This is a genomic window from Massilia phyllosphaerae (assembly GCF_034659755.1).
GTDB lineage: Bacteria > Pseudomonadota > Gammaproteobacteria > Burkholderiales > Burkholderiaceae_D > Telluria > Telluria phyllosphaerae.
Window position 1 is genome coordinate 133,842 of record NZ_JAXSQX010000006.1, and the last position, 17,810, is coordinate 151,651.

The 17,810-nt window shown below is 66.2% G+C and carries 12 protein-coding genes; 9 read left to right on the top strand and 3 right to left on the bottom strand.

The genetic code is table 11. The annotated features are described in order from the left end of the window. Positions 1-62: 62 nt before the first annotated feature. Complete coding sequence (locus tag U1H99_RS21850; RefSeq protein WP_323143829.1) at positions 63-2,387, bottom strand: SDR family oxidoreductase; 2,325 nt, start codon at positions 2,385-2,387, stop codon at positions 63-65. 294 nt (positions 2,388-2,681) lie between these two features. Between U1H99_RS21850 and trpS the strand changes: the two genes are divergently transcribed. Together trpS and U1H99_RS21860 are read left to right on the top strand one after the other, a co-directional pair. Further along, positions 2,682-3,710 (top strand): tryptophan--tRNA ligase, encoded by a 1,029-nt coding sequence (gene trpS, locus U1H99_RS21855; protein ID WP_323143830.1) that lies wholly within the window; start codon positions 2,682-2,684, stop codon positions 3,708-3,710. A gap of 138 nt (positions 3,711-3,848) precedes the next feature. Then, on the top strand, positions 3,849-4,538 hold the full coding sequence (locus U1H99_RS21860; protein WP_323143831.1) for a hypothetical protein: 690 nt from the start codon (positions 3,849-3,851) through the stop codon (positions 4,536-4,538). Positions 4,539-4,672: 134 nt separating this feature from the next. Here the strand turns inward: U1H99_RS21860 and U1H99_RS21865 are convergent, their stop codons facing one another. Next, positions 4,673-7,855 (bottom strand): di-heme oxidoredictase family protein, encoded by a 3,183-nt coding sequence (locus U1H99_RS21865; protein WP_323143832.1) that lies wholly within the window; start codon positions 7,853-7,855, stop codon positions 4,673-4,675. 275 nt (positions 7,856-8,130) lie between these two features. Next, complete coding sequence (locus tag U1H99_RS21870; protein WP_323144122.1) at positions 8,131-8,553, bottom strand: DUF3597 domain-containing protein; 423 nt, start codon at positions 8,551-8,553, stop codon at positions 8,131-8,133. A gap of 723 nt (positions 8,554-9,276) precedes the next feature. On the opposite strand from U1H99_RS21870, the gene U1H99_RS21875 reads away from it, so the two are divergent. The 7 genes from U1H99_RS21875 (at position 9,277) to U1H99_RS21905 (ending at position 17,798) form a co-directional block, all read left to right on the top strand. Next, entirely contained in the window at positions 9,277-9,627 is a 351-nt protein-coding gene (locus U1H99_RS21875) for a DUF1294 domain-containing protein (protein ID WP_323143833.1), read from the top strand. A gap of 24 nt (positions 9,628-9,651) precedes the next feature. After that, positions 9,652-10,413 carry a glycerophosphodiester phosphodiesterase gene (gene ugpQ / locus U1H99_RS21880; RefSeq protein WP_323143834.1) on the top strand — a complete coding sequence of 254 codons (762 nt, stop codon included), beginning with the start codon at positions 9,652-9,654 and terminating at the stop codon, positions 10,411-10,413. Between the two features lie 190 nt (positions 10,414-10,603). After that, the gene (gene alaS, locus U1H99_RS21885; protein WP_323143835.1) at positions 10,604-13,219 is read left to right on the top strand and encodes an alanine--tRNA ligase; all 2,616 of its coding nucleotides are present in this window, start codon (positions 10,604-10,606) and stop codon (positions 13,217-13,219) included. Positions 13,220-13,537: 318 nt separating this feature from the next. Beyond that, the gene (locus tag U1H99_RS21890; RefSeq protein ID WP_185748527.1) at positions 13,538-13,795 is read left to right on the top strand and encodes a sulfurtransferase TusA family protein; all 258 of its coding nucleotides are present in this window, start codon (positions 13,538-13,540) and stop codon (positions 13,793-13,795) included. Positions 13,796-14,009: 214 nt separating this feature from the next. Beyond that, positions 14,010-14,759: an electron transfer flavoprotein subunit beta/FixA family protein gene (locus tag U1H99_RS21895; RefSeq protein ID WP_141828492.1), complete on the top strand. Its 750-nt coding sequence runs from the start codon at positions 14,010-14,012 to the stop codon at positions 14,757-14,759. Between the two features lie 124 nt (positions 14,760-14,883). Beyond that, a complete protein-coding gene (locus tag U1H99_RS21900) occupies positions 14,884-15,816 on the top strand; it encodes an electron transfer flavoprotein subunit alpha/FixB family protein (RefSeq protein WP_323143836.1) in 933 nt (310 codons plus the stop codon). A 191-nt stretch (positions 15,817-16,007) separates the two neighbouring features. Then, on the top strand, positions 16,008-17,798 hold the full coding sequence (locus tag U1H99_RS21905) for an acyl-CoA dehydrogenase (protein WP_323143837.1): 1,791 nt from the start codon (positions 16,008-16,010) through the stop codon (positions 17,796-17,798). The last annotated feature ends 12 nt before the right edge of the window (positions 17,799-17,810 follow it).

The following is a 17,810-nucleotide window of genomic DNA, read 5'->3' on the forward strand; positions in this document are numbered from 1 at the left end:
GCCCGGGTTTTTATCAACGTACTTTTATCGACGTATCTTTAACGAATGCGGCAGGGCGCCGTTCAGTGCTGATTGGCCTGGAAGACTTCCGGCGGCGTCTCTTCCATCTGGCGTTGGCTGCCGGCCTGCGGCTGGCGGGTTTCCATCGTGCGGATCAGTTCTTCCATCTCCGGGTCGTGCTGGTTGCGCAGCTCGAGGTAGCGTGCCAGCGCGTTGTCCAGCGCCGGCAGCAGGATGCCGCGCTCGCTGCTCAGGGCAGCGTAGGCCGGGCGCGCCGCCACGTAGCCGCAGTCGGCCGCCGGCTTGGCTTCCAGGCGGCCGGCGTCGATCCCCGCCTTGTCGGCGGCCAGCCTGGCCAGTTCGGCCCAGCTTACCGCGCCGCCGTTGGCCAGGTGCCAGATGCCGGCTTCGCCGTCGATCGCGAGGTCGAGGCAGGCATGCACCAGGTCCGGCACGTAGGTTGCCGAGACCACCAGGTCGCTGGTTGCCGTGAACGCGTCGCCGCGTTCCAGCGCCTGCAGCGCCTGCGTCACGAAGTTGTGCTTGTCCCACGGGCCGAAGAAGGCGCTGGTGCGCACCACCAGCGCGCCGGGGTGGGCGTCCAGCACGCGCCGTTCGGCCTCAAGCTTGCTGCGCCCGTAGACGCCGAGCGGCGCGGCCGGGCTGCTCTCGACGTAGGGCGTGTCCTGCGCGCCGTCGAACACCAGGTCGCTCGAGAAGGTGGTCAGGTGGATGTTGCGCGCGGCGCAGGCGGCGGCCAGGAGCGCCGGCCCCTCGGCATTCTCGCGCATGCAGCGCGCGACGTCGTTCTCGGCGTCGTCCACGCGCACGTAGCCGGCGGTGTTGATGACGGCCCAGGGTTTGTGCAGGTCGAGTGCGCGCGCCACCGAGGCGGCGTCGCCGATATCCATGTCATGGCGCGACAGCAGGCGGTAGGCGATGTTGCGCTTGCGGCAGATATGCGCGAAGGCGCGGCCCAGGGTGCCGCTGGCACCCGTGATGAGCAGCGGCGCGGCGTCGGTGCCGACCAGCGTGTGGCCGTCGGCCGTGATCGAGCCGACCGCGTCCGGCGTCGCCACCGGCTGGCACAGCCAGCGTCCCGGACGGCGCCACCAGCCCTGGCCGCGCAGCACCGGATGCGACAGTTGGGCACCCGACGACAGCTCGCGCATCATGCGCGCCACCGCGGTCGGGCGCGGCGGCGTCGAACGCACGTCGAAGGCGCCTGATTCGTAGTAGCCGCGGTTCTCCGTCACCAGGCTGTTCCAGTCGAAGGCGCCGAGCAGCGACCACACGGTGACGGCGCGCAGATCGACGCCGTTGCCACGCACTTCCTTCGCCGCTTCCCAGATTTCCAGCAGCCAGCGCAACTGGTCTTCGCGGTTGGCGTCGATGTGGGCCTCGGTGATCGCCAGCGGGATGCCATAGCGCTCCCACGCTTCGGCCAGCAGCGGGGCAATGCCGGCGCTCGGCGTGGCGAGTACACGCACGGCTTCGACGTCGGCGCTGGCGATCCCGCCCAGGATGCCGTGCGTATGCGCAGGGAAGCGTTCCGGACGGTGATCCAGCCAGCGCTCGCTGGTGACGTAGTAATTGACGCCGATGATGTCGGGCGGGCAGGGATTGTCGCGGAACCACAGGATCTCGGCGGGGTCGATGCCGGTCTTGACGAGGTAGTCCCACAGCGCGTGTTCGGGGCCGACCATGCCGCACAGCAGGTCCCAGCCGAGCCAGCGGCGGTCGTTGTAGAACTCGGCGATCTGCGCCATCTCGGGCGTGCTGTAGGTCTTGCCCAGGTCGTCGGTCTGCACCAGCTTGGCGTCCGGGTTGACGGCGCGGATCGCGCGCATGCACAGCACGGTGGCGCGGCACTGGTTCAGCAGCGCCTGGATGAAGGTGCGGTCGTCGCGCCCGTGCGGGTACCAGACGCCGTACAGGCCGGCAAAGCGGGCGGTGGTGCAGATTTCATTGACCGGGGTGTAGTACTCGAGCCAGGGATAGCGCGCCGCCACGGCACCGGCATACGCGGCCAGCTGCTCGGCAAATGCAGGGTCGACCAGGCTCGTGTGGCGCGGGCCGCTGCCGTGGTGGATCAGGCCGGCGATCGGGTTGACGCCCGCGTCACGCAGTGCCGCCAGGCGCTCGTCCGGCCAGGTCCAGTCGGCCTTGTCGAGCCCCTCGGGGGCGGTGCGTTCCCACAGCACCGGATAGCGGATCGCGCGGATGCCGGTGGCGGCGAAGCGGGCGATGTCGTCCGCCCGGCCGTCATGGCCATTGCGGTCGAGCTGCCGGTGGTAGGTGTCCTGGACGCGGTTGACGGTGCATTCGAGGCCGCCCCATAGTTCCAGGGGGCGGTTGTGGCTGTTCGTGCTCTTCGTAGAATTCATAAATCACCAAAAGTATTAATTTTGTTGCAACAAAAAATCCGGAACCACCCCGATCGGACAATATATCGGCGCGGGCGGGAGAGTGCTTCGTGCGGCGGCGGTTGACAGCGCTGCGTCAACCTGCAACCATGCGGTCCATGAATTTTTCGTATCCACATCCTGTTCTCCGTACCTGGTGGCGCCGTTGACAGCGCGCGGCCAGAGAGAGATGTGATTTCGTTCAAACGCCGCCTCGATTCAAGGTGGCGTTGTCTTTGACGCGCAGGATCGAGGCAAGCAACCCAAGGAACCTCGATGAGTCTGCAAACCGCCAATCCTTCCACGTCCGTCATCCTGACCGGCGATCGTCCCACCGGCCCGCTGCACCTCGGCCACTTCGTGGGCAGCCTGCGCAATCGCGTCACGTACCAGGATCAATACCGCCAATTCATCATGCTCGCGGACGCCCAGGCGCTCACGGACAATATGGATGACATAGGTAAGGTACACCGGAACGTGGTCGAGGTGGCGCTCGATTACCTTGCCGTAGGGATCGATCCTGCCAAGTCGACCATCCTGATCCAGTCGCAGATTCCGGAACTGGCGGAGTTGACCTTTTATTACCTGAACTTGGTTACCGTGGCGCGCCTGGAGCGCAATCCGACCGTCAAGCAGGAAATCATCCTGCGCGGCTTCGAGCGCGACATCCCGGCCGGCTTCCTGACCTACCCGGCCAGCCAGGCCGCCGACATCACCGCCTTCAAGGCCGCCATCGTGCCGGTGGGTGAGGACCAGATCCCGATGATCGAGCAGGCCAACGAGATCGTGCGCAAGTTCAACCGCACCTATGGCGGCGACAAGGACATCCTGGTCGAGTGCAAGGCTATCGTGCCGGAAGTCGGCCGCCTGCCGGGCATCGACGGCAAGGCCAAGATGAGCAAGTCGCTCGGCAACACCATCAACCTGGGTGCCTCCGCCGACGAGATCCGCGCCGCCGTCAAGATGGTCTACACCGACCCGCTGCACCTGAAGGTGTCCGACCCCGGCCACATCGAGGGCAACGTCGCCTTCCTGTACCTGGACGCCTTCGATACGGACAAGGAAGGCCTGGCCGAGATGAAGGCGCACTACCAGCGCGGCGGCCTCGGCGACTCGGTGGTCAAGAAGCGCCTGGAAGGCATCCTGCAGGAACTGATCGCCCCGATCCGTGAGCGCCGCGAGGAGCTGGCCAAGGACAAGGGCCAGGTGCTGCAGATCCTGAAGGAGGGGACGTTCAAGGCGCGCGAAGTCGCGGCGCAGACCATGGACGAAGTGCGCAAGGCGCTGGGCCTGTCCTACTTCTGAGCCGTGGCCGATAGGCGCATTAGGTACATTGCTGGATGAAGTGTTGATTGCGCACCACGGCTGCTACCAGAAATTAATATTTCTTAATAGTAATAGTGTAAGATCAACCTTCGTGTTGATTACTTGAGTCCGCCCGTCATGCGCTCCCTGCCGATTTTTCTTGCTCTCACGCTTGCGCTCGCAGGTTGCGCGTCCACCCCGCGGGCGCCCGAAGCCCAGCTGACCGGCCTCATCGAACTGCCGGTCGGGACGTCCCAGGCGATTCGCCTGCCGGCACCGCTGCATTACACCGTCCCGCCTGCCGGACACGCCGGCAACGGCCGGCAGTTCCATCTGGTTGCCGGCACCTATCGTCCCTACAAATACAACCAGTCGGGCACGTTTTACCTGGGCGAGCAGCCTGCCGTCGTCGAACGCAAGCCGGCGGCCCCGGGTGCGGCCGGCACGGTCCTGCGTATCGGCGGTATCTGGATCCCGTCCGATCCGGCGCTGGCGCCGAAGCTGTTCATCGTGCCGGACTACTACAAGCAGTTGCCCGACGGCGCGCCCGTTCCCGACAAGATGCGCGTGGCGGACCTGGCGGAATTCCGCCACCAGCCGGTCGTGAATGGCCAACCCGGTCTCATCTATATACCGGCAACCATTCCCGGTACCTTGAAGGTCATCTCGCCGTTGCATGCCGGGCTCGCCGCCGCCGCGGTCACCGGCGTGCTGGTGCTGTTGAACGAACCCGGGGCGTCGCACGAACTCGCATTCGCTGGAGGCGAGATTGCCGATCCCGAGGCGGTCAGGCAACTCCGTACGGCCTTTCCGCCGGTCTGGCGATAAGCGGCGCGGCAGTATCGCTTGCTGCCGCTGTCCAGCCGGCGCCGACCAGGCAGACAGGCAGACAGGCAGACAGGCAGACAGGCAGCGAGCAGCTTGCATCATGCGATCATGATGCAAGCTGCTTTACTTGATGACTACAGCGAACGCAGGAACGCCAGCAGCGCATCCCGCTCCGCCTTCGGCAGGTTGGCGAAGCGCTGGCGCGCCGCGCGGCCTTCGCCGTCGTGCCACAGGATCGCCTCGGTCAGGCTGCGCGCCCGGCCGTCATGCAGGTAGCCGGCCTGGCCGCCGTTGCCCATCACTTTCTCGGTATAGCCGATGCCCCACAGCGGCGCGGTGCGCCACATGCTGCCCGTGGCCTGGCCTTCGGTGTAGTTGTCGGCCAGCCCGGTGCCCATGTCGTGCAGCAGCAGGTCGGTGTAGGGGCGGATGGTCTGGTTGCGCAGTTCGGCGAACAGGTGGCCCGGGCCGGTCTTCATCTCGACCGTGTGGCAGGCGGCACAGCGCATGTCGGTGAACAGCCGGGCGCCGGCCGCGACCTGCTGCGGTTCGACCTTCAGTTCGTCCAGCGGTGCCACGCCTTTCGGGAAGCCGCTTGCCAGGCTGCGCTGGGCCGGCACCGCCAGCAGCGACAGGTAGTGCGAGATCAGCTGCAGGTCGGCTTCCGCGATGCCGCGCTGGGTGCCACTCTTGGCGCAGCCGGCCGGATCGAAATGGCAGCCGCGGTTGGGGTAGACCGGCGAGGTCACGCTCATGTCGGTCAGCAGGGCGGCCGCGGCCTGGTCGCGCAGGGTCGCCTTGGCGGCTTTCCAGCCGAAGCGGCCCAGGCGCACGGCGCCGGATTCCGGATCGAACACGAAGTTGGCCGTGCCCTTGACGCCGTCGGCGTCCGGGGCCGTGCGCACGCGTGCCAGGATGTCGGCTTCCGGCACCGCTTCCAGCAGGCCGACGCCGATCATCGGCTGGGCCGCGCGCAGCGACCAGGCCGCCGGCACCGGGCCGTCGAACGCGAGTTTCGGCTTGCGCAGCTCGACGCTGCTGCCGTCGGCCAGCGTGATGCTGCGGCTGTCGAAGCCGGCCACGCGCACCGCCATGCCCCAGTCCTGCGGGGTGCCGTTGGCGGATGCCGCATTCATCTGCGCTGTGGTGCCGTAGACCGGGTGCACGACCTGGCGCCCGTTGGCGTCGAAGGCCGCGGTGCGCACCGACATGCTGTCCAGGCGCTGGCCGATCGCGCCCGGGGCCGGACTGCGGCCGTTGTTGACGTGGCAGCCGATACAGGCCGACTGGTTGAAGCGCGCGCCCTGCAGGCCGGCGATGGCCTGGTGCGGATCGTTGCCCGGTTCGTTGTGGGCGCCGCTGGTGAAATTGCTGTGCACCAGGCGCCGGCCCTCGACGAAGCGCTGCATGTTGCGCATGCCGATGTGGGTGTGCGGCTGCTGGAACATGAACAGGGCGTTGTCCGAATAGTTGTACGACACCGAGCCGATACCGCCCGACAGCGTCGACTCCGGCAGCGGCTGCGTGTTCAGGCGCGGCTGCACCCCGTACCACGGGCGCAGGCCCTGGCCGACCACGTAGGCCCATTCATACGAGTAGTAGCGGATGCCCCCGCTGTCGCCGGCGGCGTTCATCGCTTCGCGGGTGCTGAACATCGAGGGCGAGACCTCGACCACGTCGCCGGCCACCAGTGCCCGGCCGGGCACGTAGCTGCCGTTCGGCAGGCCGTCGGCGCCCAGGCCGTCGTGCCCCGGGTAGTCCTTGATACGCAGGGTGCAGGCGCCGTTGATGCCGCCCGGGCTGCTCAGGTGCGGGCCGTTCGGATAGACCGCCGGCTTGCAGACGGTGACGTTGCGGTCGACCAGTTCGCCCGGCGACATCCAGCCGTAGCCGGTCACGCCGGGACGGTCGAAGCCGCGGAAGAAGGCGACGCCGCCGGGCAGGAAGTCGACCGTGGTGTACTGGTTCACGACCAGGGTCGGCTTGGTGACGCCGGCGACGCGGCTGTTGTCGATGATTTCGACACCCCAGGTGCGGTTCTGGAAGTACTGCGGCACGAAGGTCAGGTAGTTGCCCGGCCCTTTGTCGAGCGGCAGGCCGGTGGCGGGATCGACGGTGTCGTTGGGACCGTAGCCGGCCTCGTTCCATTCCTCGCCGCGCTCGCGCCCGTGGCGCGCCAGCCCGCGCGCGCCGAAGCGGGTGACCAGGGTGCCGTCGGCCAGCGTGAACTGCAGGGTCTCGAGCGGCTGGTCGGCACCCGGCAGCGGCTGCATCGCGCTGCCGTTGGCGGGGAAGGGCAGGCTTGACGTCGCGTTGGCCGACAGGGTGTTGTCGCTGCCCGGCGATTTGAATTCGGCCTCGAACAGCGAGTAGCCGTAGGCGGTGGCGCGGGCGACGCCCTGCAGGCGCAGGTAGCGCGCCTGCACGCCGAGGTTGAAGAACTCCTCGGTGCCGCCATGGCCGTTGGTGACGTTGCGCACTTCGGTCCAGGTGCGGCCATCGTCGGATGACAGCAGCTTGTAGGCCTTGCCGTAGGCGCCTTCCCAGACCAGCTTGGCGTAGCCGAGCGGCGTGGGCACCCCGAAATCGAACTGGATCCAGGCGCCATCCTCGCGCGCGCTGGACCAGCGCGTGGCCGGGTTGCCGTCGATCGCCATCGGCGCCGCCATGCCGTTGTTTTCCACTGTGGACGAGGTGGCGCCGGCCGGCTTGACGACGACACCCGGCTGACTGAGGTCGGCCGGCAGCGGTGCCGGTGCCGGCGCCGCTGCCGGGGTGCCGGTGAAGGCCTGGATCTCGAACACCGAGTAGCCGTACTGGGTCGAGCGCTTGACGCCCTGCAGGCGCAGGTAGCGGCCTTGCGCCTGCAGGCCGGTCCAGTCTTCGGCGCCGCCTTGGCTATTGGTCACCGACTTGATCGTGGTCCAGCTGCTGTTGTCGTTCGACACCTGCAGCGCGTACTCGGTGGCGTGGGCATTTTCCCAATCGATATGCACGCGCGTGATCGTCTGCGGGCTGCCGAAATCGAGCACCAGCCACTGGTCGTCGCTGAAACCGCTGCCCCAGCGCGTGGCGCCGTCGTGGTCGATGGCGGCTTGCGGGCCGAGATCGCCGCGTTCCGATGCGCTGGCGCTGGCGGCGACCGGCGTCAACGGCATTTCGGTGCTGGCGGTGCTGGCCGCGCTGCCGGCCAGCAGCCGGGTGCCGCTGGCCTGGGCCGGCTGGCCGGCGTCGCCGCTGCCGCAACCGGCCAGCGCTAGCGTGAGCCCAAGCGCGAGCGTGGCGGGCAGCGCTGTCTGCCAAGATGATGAAGTCATGGATGTTCCCCTGTGGAGCGCCTGAATGTGAGAACGCCGTCCGTGCTCCGGGCGGCATGGGAGATCGATCAAGTTGCTATAAGGCAACTTAATACAAAGATAGTGAACACCGAGGGGAATGTCAACCGTGCAAGTGAAATACACGTAAAAGGCTTGCCAATACTGTATCGGGTATTGGAGGAATGGCTATAGCTGTGGTTGATTAAACAAGGGACTGCCGGGCAGCAGGTGCCCGGCAGCTTGCTGAACGAAGGCCGGCTGCGCCGGCCGCTGCGTCAGTCTTTGAGGTCGGCCGGCACTTTGCCGCCATTTGCCGCCAGCTTGTTCATCACCTGGCGATGCAGCCAGATGTTCATGCTGGCCGAGTCATTGGTATCGCCCGAATAGTTCAGCTCGGCTGCCAGCTCCTTGCGCGCCTGCAGGCTGCTGTCCAGGCCCAGCAGTTTCAGCAGGTCGACGATCGAGCTGCGCCAGTTCAGTTGCTGGCCCGATTGCGCCTGCATATTGGTCAGGATTTGTTCCACGTCCACTTGCTGGACGGCGGCTGGTGCGCTGGCGGCCGGGGCCGATTGCGGCGCAGCCTGCGGCGCGGCCGGTGCGGCGGCTGGTGCAGCGCCTGCCGGGGCCGGGGTGGCGCCCCCGTTAGCCGGGTGACGCGAAGGGAAGATCTTGTGGAAGATATCGCCGAGAATGCCCATGTTGTTGCCTCCTTGATTGGTGTTAGGGTTAGCGTTGGTGTTGGCCGGCGTACCGGCGTCGGAACGGTTCTGGATGCCTTTTGCCATCGCGCCGAGCGCCACGGCGAGGGCGGCACCGCCGATGGTCTTGATCAGGGTCGGGTGCTGGGCATAGAAGTCGCCCATGCGCTCGACGATGCCCGGATTCTGCTGTTCGGCCTTGGCGGCCAGTTCCTGCACTTGCTCCGGCGACAGTTGTGCCGCCTGCTCAGGCGATACCCTGGCCTGGTCGCCGCCCGCCAGGTTGCCGAACAGGCCGCCGGCGACCGAGGACAGCACACCCGGGTTGATGTTGGACAGCAGCTGGTTCAGCATGCCGGCGCGCTGCTCGGGATTGCCGTTGCTGAACATCTGGCCAACCATCTGGCTGAACGGCGGCGTCTGGTCCGAGCGCAGGGCCTGGGTGACGCCCTGGGCCAGCGCGGCAAACGGCGAGTTCTGCGCCACGTGGTCGAAATCGTTCTCGGCCTGCGCCGGGTTGGCGTTGGCGCCACCGCCCAGGTATTGGTTCAGCAGGTTGCCCAAATTAAATGACATTGCATTCTCCATTCGTGTAACAGTCGGTGTTCAGAATAGACAGCCAGCCTGTATCGCTCCGTACGCAGACTAACGTTGCTCGTCGATTCGTCTTGCCGGCCAGACAGCTCATGGACAGCCGGGCGCTGCCCACGTAAGCTGGTGTCCATGACGCCCTATGCACCGCTGCTGCTGTTCCTGATCCTGTATGCCTGGACCACCTGGGCCTGGGGCGTACCGGCCGTGGTCGGGCTGCTTTACCTGGCCGTCAGCGCGCTCTGCTTCGCCGCCTACGCGCTCGACAAGTCGGCTGCGCGCCGCAAGGAGCGGCGTACGCCGGAGCGCACGCTTTTGCTGCTGGGCCTGGCCGGCGGCTGGCCGGGCGGCCTGCTGGCCCAGCAATGGCTGCGCCACAAGACGGTCAAGCAGCCGTTCCGCCGCCTGTTCTGGATCACGGTGGCGGTGAATGCCGGCGCCTTCGTCTGGATGGCGCGCCGGCTGCTGGCGCCCATCGACTGAACGGACACGACTGGAGGCATGCGCATGTGGCCTTACCCCAAGGTTCTCGCCCATCGCGGCGGCGGCACCCTGGCGCCTGAAAACACGTTGGCCGGCCTGCGCCACGGCATGGAAGCGGGCTACCGCGCGATCGAATTCGACGTGATGCTGGCGCGCGACGGCGTGCCGGTGGTGCTGCACGATCCTTTCCTCGGCCGCACCGTGCCCGGTTCCGGCCACGTCTACGACTACGATGCGCATGAGCTGGCCGCGATGGATGCCGGCGGCTGGTTCGCGCGCGCCTTCGAGGGGGAGCCGGTGCCGCTGTTCGTCGAGTTCGCGCAGTATTGCAAGGCGCACGGCGTGTGGATGAACATCGAGATCAAGCCGGCGCCCGGCTACGAGATCGAGACCGGCGGCACGGTCGCGCGCATCGCCTCCGCGCTGTTCGCCGACGAGATCGCGGCCGGCGACTCGGCGCGGGTGCCGCTGCTGTCGTCCTTCAGCCACCTGGCGCTGGAAGCCGCGCGCGACGTGGCGCCGCAGCTGCCACGCGCCTGCCTGATGAGCGAACTGGCGCCCGACTGGGAGCGCCGCGCGCGCGAGGTGGCGGCGGTGGCCATCCACACCAACCACCGCCACCTGACGCCGCAGGGGGCCGCCGCCGTGAAAACGGCCGGTTTCGGCCTGTTCTGCTATACGGTCAACGAGCCGGCGCGGGCGCGCGAGTTGCTGGGCTGGGGCGTGGAGGCGTTCTGCACCGACCGCATCGACCTGATCGGCCCCGATTTCGCCAGCGGCGGGTAGGATGGGCTCCCCGAGCCCGCGCGGATGCCGGCGTAACGCAAACGTTCGCGTGGGCACGGGTGCCCACCATACGCTTGTCGAATACGCAACAATAATCAGGCATGGCTAATCGGTACGCCGATTCCTTGCAACACCTACGCTATAATCGATCTTCTCTATATAGCATGCTGCCTTCATCCGCCCCTACGACATGAAATCCACCGAAATACGCGAAAAGTTTCTCAAGTTCTTTGAGTCCAAAGGCCACACGATCGTCCGCTCCAGCCCGCTCGTGCCGGGCAACGACCCGACGATGTTGTTGACCAACAGCGGCATGGTGCAGTTCAAGGACGTGTTCCTGGGCCTGGATACGCGTCCGTACAAGCGCGCCACCACCGTGCAGCGCTGCGTGCGCGCCGGCGGCAAGCACAACGACCTGGAAAACGTCGGCTACACCGCGCGTCACCACACCTTCTTCGAAATGCTGGGCAACTTCAGCTTCGGCGACTACTTCAAGCGCGACGCCATCCACTTTGCCTGGGAACTGCTGACCAAGGTCTACGCGCTCCCGAGCGAGAAGCTGACCGTCACCGTCTACTTCGAAGACGACGAAGCCTACGACATCTGGGCCAACGAAATCGGCGTGCCGAAAGAGCGCATCATCCGCATCGGCGACAACAAGGGTGCGCGCTACGCCTCCGACAACTTCTGGCAGATGGCCGACACCGGCCCCTGCGGTCCGTGCACCGAAGTGTTCTACGACCACGGCGCCGACATCTGGGGCGGTCCTCCGGGCTCGCCGGAAGAAGACGGCGACCGCTTCATCGAGATCTGGAACCTGGTGTTCATGCAGTTCAACCGCGACGAGCAGGGCGTCCTGACCCCGCTGCCGAAGCCGTCGATCGACACCGGCATGGGCCTGGAGCGCCTGGCCGCGGTGCTGCAGCACGTGCACTCGAACTATGAAATCGACCTGTTCCAGGCGCTGATCCGCGCGGCCGCCCGCGAAACCGGCACGACCGATCTCGAGTCGAAGTCGCTGCGCGTGATCGCCGACCACATCCGCGCCGCCTCCTTCCTGATCGTCGACGGGATCATTCCGAGCAGCGAAGGCCACGGCTACGTCCTGCGCCGCATCATCCGCCGCGCGCTGCGCCACGGCCACAAGCTGGGCCAGACGAAGCCGTTCTTCTACAAGCTGGTCGAAGACCTCGACATCGAGATGGGCGACGCCTATCCGGAACTGCGCGAAGCGAAACAGCGCGTGATGCAGACCCTGAAGGCCGAGGAAGAGCGCTTTGGCGAGACCCTGGAAAACGGCATGAAGATCCTGGAAGCCCAGCTGGCCAAGGATCCGCAGAACCTGGATGGCGCCACCGCCTTCACGCTGTACGACACCTACGGCTTCCCGCTCGACCTGACCGCGGACATCTGCCGCGAACGCAACGTCACGCTGGACGAGGCCGGCTTCGCCGCCGCCATGGAGCAGCAGAAGAAGACCGCGCGCGCCGCCGGCAAGTTCAAGATGGCGGCCGGCGTCGAATACGCGGGCGAGAAGACCAAGTTCGTGGGCTACGAGTCGCTGGTCCACAACACCCACGTGCTGGCCCTGTATGCGGGCGGCGTGTCGGTGCAGGAACTGCAGGCCGGCCAGGACGGCATCGTGGTGCTGGACACCACCCCGTTCTACGCCGAGTCGGGCGGCCAGGTCGGCGACAAGGGCGTCATCAAGGCCGGCGGCGGCGTTTTCGAAGTCGAGGACACGCTGAAGATCCAGGCCGAAGTGTTCGGCCACCACGGCGTGCTGCAGTCGGGCTCGCTGAAGGTCGGCGACACCGTCGACGCGCAAGTCGACGAGGCCAAGCGCGCGCGCACCATCCGCAACCACTCGGCGACCCACCTGATGCACAAGGCCCTGCGCGAGGTGCTCGGTTCCCACGTGCAGCAGAAGGGTTCGCTGGTCGATCCGGACAAGACCCGCTTCGACTTCTCGCACAACGCGCCGCTCACCGCGGAAGAAATCGCCAAGGTCGAGCAGATCGTCAACCGCGAGATCCTGGAAAACCACGCGACCCAAGCCCAGCACATGTCGATGGACGACGCCATCAAGCACGGCGCCATGGCGCTGTTCGGCGAAAAGTACGGCGACACCGTGCGCGTGCTGGATATCGGCTCGTCGAAAGAGCTGTGCGGCGGCGTGCACGTGACCCGCACCGGCGACATCGGCCTGTTCAAGATCGTCTCGGAATCGGGCGTGGCCGCCGGCATCCGTCGCGTCGAAGCCGTGACCGGCGAAGGCGCACTGGCACTGGTGCAGGCGATCAACCGCAAGCTGACCGAAGCCGCCGGCGCGCTGAAGACCAGCCCGGACGAACTGCCGTCGCGCATCGCTCAGGTGCAGGACCAGGTGAAGTCGCTGGAAAAGGAAATCGCCGCGCTGAAGTCGAAGCTGGCTGCAGGGCAGGGCGACGAGCTGGTGACCCAGGCCATCGACGTCAACGGCATCAAGGTGCTGGCGGCAACGATGGAAGGCGCCGACGTGGCCGGCCTGCGCGAGACGATGGACAAGCTGAAGGACAAGCTGAAGACCGCCGCCATCGTGCTGGCCTCGGTGGCCGACGGCAAGGTCAGCCTGATCGCCGGCGTCACCGCCGACGCCACCGGCAAGGTCAAGGCGGGCGAGCTGGTCAACTTCGTCGCCAAGCAGGTCGGCGGCAAGGGCGGCGGCCGTCCGGACATGGCCCAGGCTGGCGGTACCGATCCTGCTGCGCTGCCGCAAGCGCTCGCAGGCGTGGCCGGCTGGGTGACCGAGCGCGTCGGCGCCTGAGCCTGATCGCTCCGCCATTCCGGTGGCGGAGTCGGTGTCGAGTAGGGTGGGCACCCCCGTGTCCACGCGAACGTTCGCGTCACGCCAGCTTTCGCGTGGGCACAGGGTGCCCACCCTACGGTCTGCATGGCTACCCTGCGTCTACTACAAGCTTTCTCACCAATTCTATCCAGCCGTCAATTCTTCCCCGCTGTCAAGGTCTTGTTGTTGGTGCAACACAACACGGGTATCGTAATTTGATGCGCCGCGTCATAATCCTGCAATTGGAGTAGTATGCACAGTGCAGGGCATATGCCCACCAACACGCAGGCAATATCGATGACTGAAACCATAATCGACCCCGGTACCATCGAGTATCGGAAGGATCTGGATGCGCGCGGCTTGAGCTGCCCGCTGCCGATCCTCAAGGCCAAGAAGGCGCTCGCCGAACTGGCAAGCGGTGAGGTGCTGCGGATCGTGGCCACCGACACCGGCTCGGTACGCGACTTCCAGGCCTTTGCCAAACAGACCGGCAACGCGCTCCTGGCGCATACCAATCTCAACGGCGAATTCACGTTCTGGTTGCGTCGCAAGTAACCGAACGTCAACGCTGTTCCGACGTCCCGCAGGGCGGGGCAAGCGCCCCGTCAAGCTTCTGAACTTTCCCTGAAAAAATGACCCCAGTGTAAATTAGGGGAATTCCTCTAAGCTAAAATCGCACGATCGTGCTTTAATTCTGCTCTGAACGGAATTTGCTTTTATAATTCGGATCATTTTAGTCAGTCACTTATTCATTTTCCAAAGGCCCACTATGAAAGTCCTGGTACCCGTCAAACGCGTGGTCGACTATAACGTCAAGGTCCGCGTCAAGTCCGACGGCAGCGGTGTCGATATCGCCAACGTCAAAATGTCGATGAACCCGTTCGACGAGATCGCGCTGGAAGAAGCGACCCGCCTCAAGGAAGGCGGCAAAGTGACCGAAATCGTGGCGGTGACCTGCGGCGTGACCCAGGCCCAGGAAACCCTGCGTACCGGCATGGCGATCGGCGCCGACCGCGGCATCCTGGTCGAGACCGGTGCCGAGATCGAGCCCTTGGGCGTGGCCAAGGTCCTGAAGGCACTGGCCGACAAGGAACAGCCGCAGCTGATCATCCTCGGTAAGCAGGCGATCGACGACGATTCGAACCAGACCGGCCAGATGCTGGCTGCGCTGCTGGGCTGGCCGCAAGCGACCTTCGCCTCGAAAGTGGTGCTGGAAGACGGCAAGGTCACCGTGACCCGTGAAGTCGACGGTGGCCTGGAAACCGTGGCCCTGACCCTGCCGGCCATCGTCACCACCGACCTGCGCCTGAACGAGCCGCGCTACGTAACGCTGCCGAACATCATGAAGGCAAAGAAAAAGCCGCTCGAGACCATCAAGCCGGAAGACCTGGGCGTCGACGTGACCCCGCGCCTGAAGACCCTGAAAGTGGCCGAGCCGGCCAAGCGCTCGGCAGGCATCAAGGTGCCGGACGTGGCGACCCTGGTGGCCAAGCTGCGCACCGAAGCCAAAGTCATCTAATCTTAATATTATGAGCGTCTAACAAAAGCCCCAGGGCAAGGCGCATCGTCGAAGACAGTACGTGAGTACGGCGAGACGATGCAACGCGGCCATGGGGATTTTGTTAGGCGCGAAAAGGAACATCATGGTCGCACTGGTTATTGCAGAACACGACAACGCCGCGCTGAAGGCAGTCACCCTGAACACCGTCACCGCCGCGTCGCAATGCGGCGGCGAGGTCCACATCCTGGTCGCCGGCGCGGGCTGCGGCGCCGTCGCCGAACAGGCCGCCAAGGTAGCCGGCGTGTCGAAAGTGCTGGTCGCCGACGCGCCGCACTTCGCCGACGGCCTGGCCGAGAACATCGCCGAGCAGATCCTGGCGGTCGCCGGCGCTTATTCGCACATCCTGGCGCCGGCATCGGCCTTCGGCAAGAACGTGCTGCCGCGCGTCGCCGCCAAGCTGGACGTGGCCCAGATCTCGGAAATCACCAAGGTCGATTCCCCTGACACCTTCGAGCGCCCGATCTACGCCGGTAACGCGATCGCCACCGTGCAGTCGACGGACAGCGTGAAGGTCATCACCGTGCGCGGCACCGGCTTCGACGCCGCCGCGCTTGAGGGTGGCTCGGCCGCCGTCGAGACCGTGCCCTCGGTGGCCGATTCCGGCAAGTCGACCTTCGTCGGCCGCGAACTGGCCAAGTCGGACCGTCCGGAACTGACCGGCGCCAAGATCGTCGTTTCCGGCGGCCGCGGCATGGGCTCGGGCGACAACTTCAAGATCCTGGAACCGCTGGCCGACAAGCTGGGCGCGGCCATGGGCGCCTCGCGCGCCGCGGTCGACGCCGGCTACGTGCCGAACGACTGGCAGGTCGGCCAGACCGGCAAGATCGTTGCCCCGACGCTGTACATCGCCGTCGGCATCTCGGGCGCGATCCAGCACCTGGCCGGCATGAAGGATTCGAAGACCATCGTCGCCATCAACAAGGATCCGGAAGCGCCGATCTTCTCGGTGGCCGATTACGGCATCGTCGGTGACTTGTTCGAGGTGGTGCCGGCGCTCGTGAACGAGCTGGGCTGATCATTTGCCGAAGGTGGATGGCATGCATGTCCACCAAGCTATTAACGTCGTTCCCGCGAAGGCGGGAACCCAAGTTCTACGCATACCACTGGCGCTCGCCGCTGCGGGCGCGCAGGCAAACTTGGGTTCCCGCCTGCGCGGGAACGACGTTGTCATATGTAACGTCTAAATAGAACATTCAGGAGACCAAGGTGAGCTATAACGCCCCTCTGAAAGACATGCTGTTCGTCGTCAACGAACTGGCCAACCTGGCCGAGATCAACCAGCTGCCCGGCTGCGAGGACGCGACCCCGGATACCGTCGAGGCGGTGCTGGAAGAGAGCGCGAAATTCTGCGGCGGCGTGGTTGCCCCTCTGAATCATCCCGGCGACAAGGAGCCGAGTTTCTGGCACGACGGCCAGGTCACCACCTCGAAGGGCTTCAAGGAAGCCTTCCGCGCCTTTGCCGACGCCGGCTGGCAGGGTGTGCAGCACCCGGCCGAGTTCGGCGGCCAGGGCTTGCCGAAACTGGTCGCGACCCCGTGCATGGAGATGCTGCACGGCGCCAACCTGGCGTTCGCTTTGGTGGCGCTGCTGACCGACGGCGCCATCGAAGCGCTGCTGACCGCCGGCACCGACGCGCAGAAAGCCCGCTACATCGCGCCGCTGATCACGGGCCAGTGGACCGGCACCATGAACCTGACCGAGCCGCAGGCCGGTTCGGACCTGGCCGCGGTGCGCACCCGCGCCGTGCCGCAGGGCGACGGCACCTACAAGATCTACGGCACCAAGATCTACATCACCTACGGCGAGCACGACATGGCCGAGAACATCATCCACCTGGTGCTGGCGCGCACCCCGGACGCGCCCCCGGGGGTAAAAGGGATCTCGCTGTTCATCGTGCCGAAGTTCCTGGTGAATGACGACGGCTCCCTGGGCGAGCGCAACGATGCCCACTGCGTGTCGATCGAGCACAAGCTCGGCATCAAGGCCAGCCCGACCGCGGTGCTGCAGTTCGGCGACGCGGGTGGCGCCATCGGCACCCTGGTCGGCGAGGAAAACCGCGGCCTCGAATACATGTTCATCATGATGAACGCGGCCCGTTTCGGCGTCGGCATGCAGGGCGTCGGCCTGGCCGAGCGCGCCTACCAGCAGGCCGCCGCCTTCGCCAAGGAGCGCGTGCAGTCGCGCGCCGTCGAGGGTTCGAGCGGCCCGGTCGCCATCATCAACCACCCGGACGTGCGCCGCATGCTGATGTCGATGCGCGCCCAGACCGAGGCGGCGCGCGCGCTGGCCTACGTCGGCGCCGGCCTGTCGGACCTGGCGCACAGCCATCCGGACGAGGCGACCCGCAAGGCCAACCTGGCGGTCTACGAATACCTGGTGCCGGTCATCAAGGGCTGGTCGACCGAGATGAGCGAAAACGTCGCGCGCGACGGCGTGCAGGTGCATGGCGGCATGGGCTTTATCGAAGAGACCGGCGCGGCCCAGCACTACCGCGACGCCAAGATCCTGACCATCTACGAAGGCACCACCGCGATCCAGGCCAACGACCTGGTCGGCCGCAAGACCGTGCGCGACGGCGGCGCCGTGGCGAAGGCTATCATCGCCCAGGTGCGGGCCACGGAAGCGCAGCTGGGCGAACGGCAGGGTGCCGACTTTGCCGCCATCCGCGGCCAGCTGGCGGCCGGCAGCGCCGCTTTGGAGGCGGTGGTCGACTTCGTGGTCGCCAACACCAAATCCGATCCGCGCGCCGTGTTCGCCGGCAGCGTGACTTACCTGAAACTGGCCGGCATCGTGCTGGGCGGCTGGCAGATGGCGCGCGCGGCGCTGGCCGCGCAGCAGAAGCTCGACGGCGGCGATGGCGACGCGGCGTTCTACCGCGCCAAGATCGCCACCGCGCGCTTCTTTGCCGATCATGTGCTGTCCCAGGCGGACGGAATGCGCCATGCGATCGTCGAAGGCAGTGCCGGCGTGCTGGCGCTGGAAGTCGACCAGTTCTGAACCGAGCGGCTT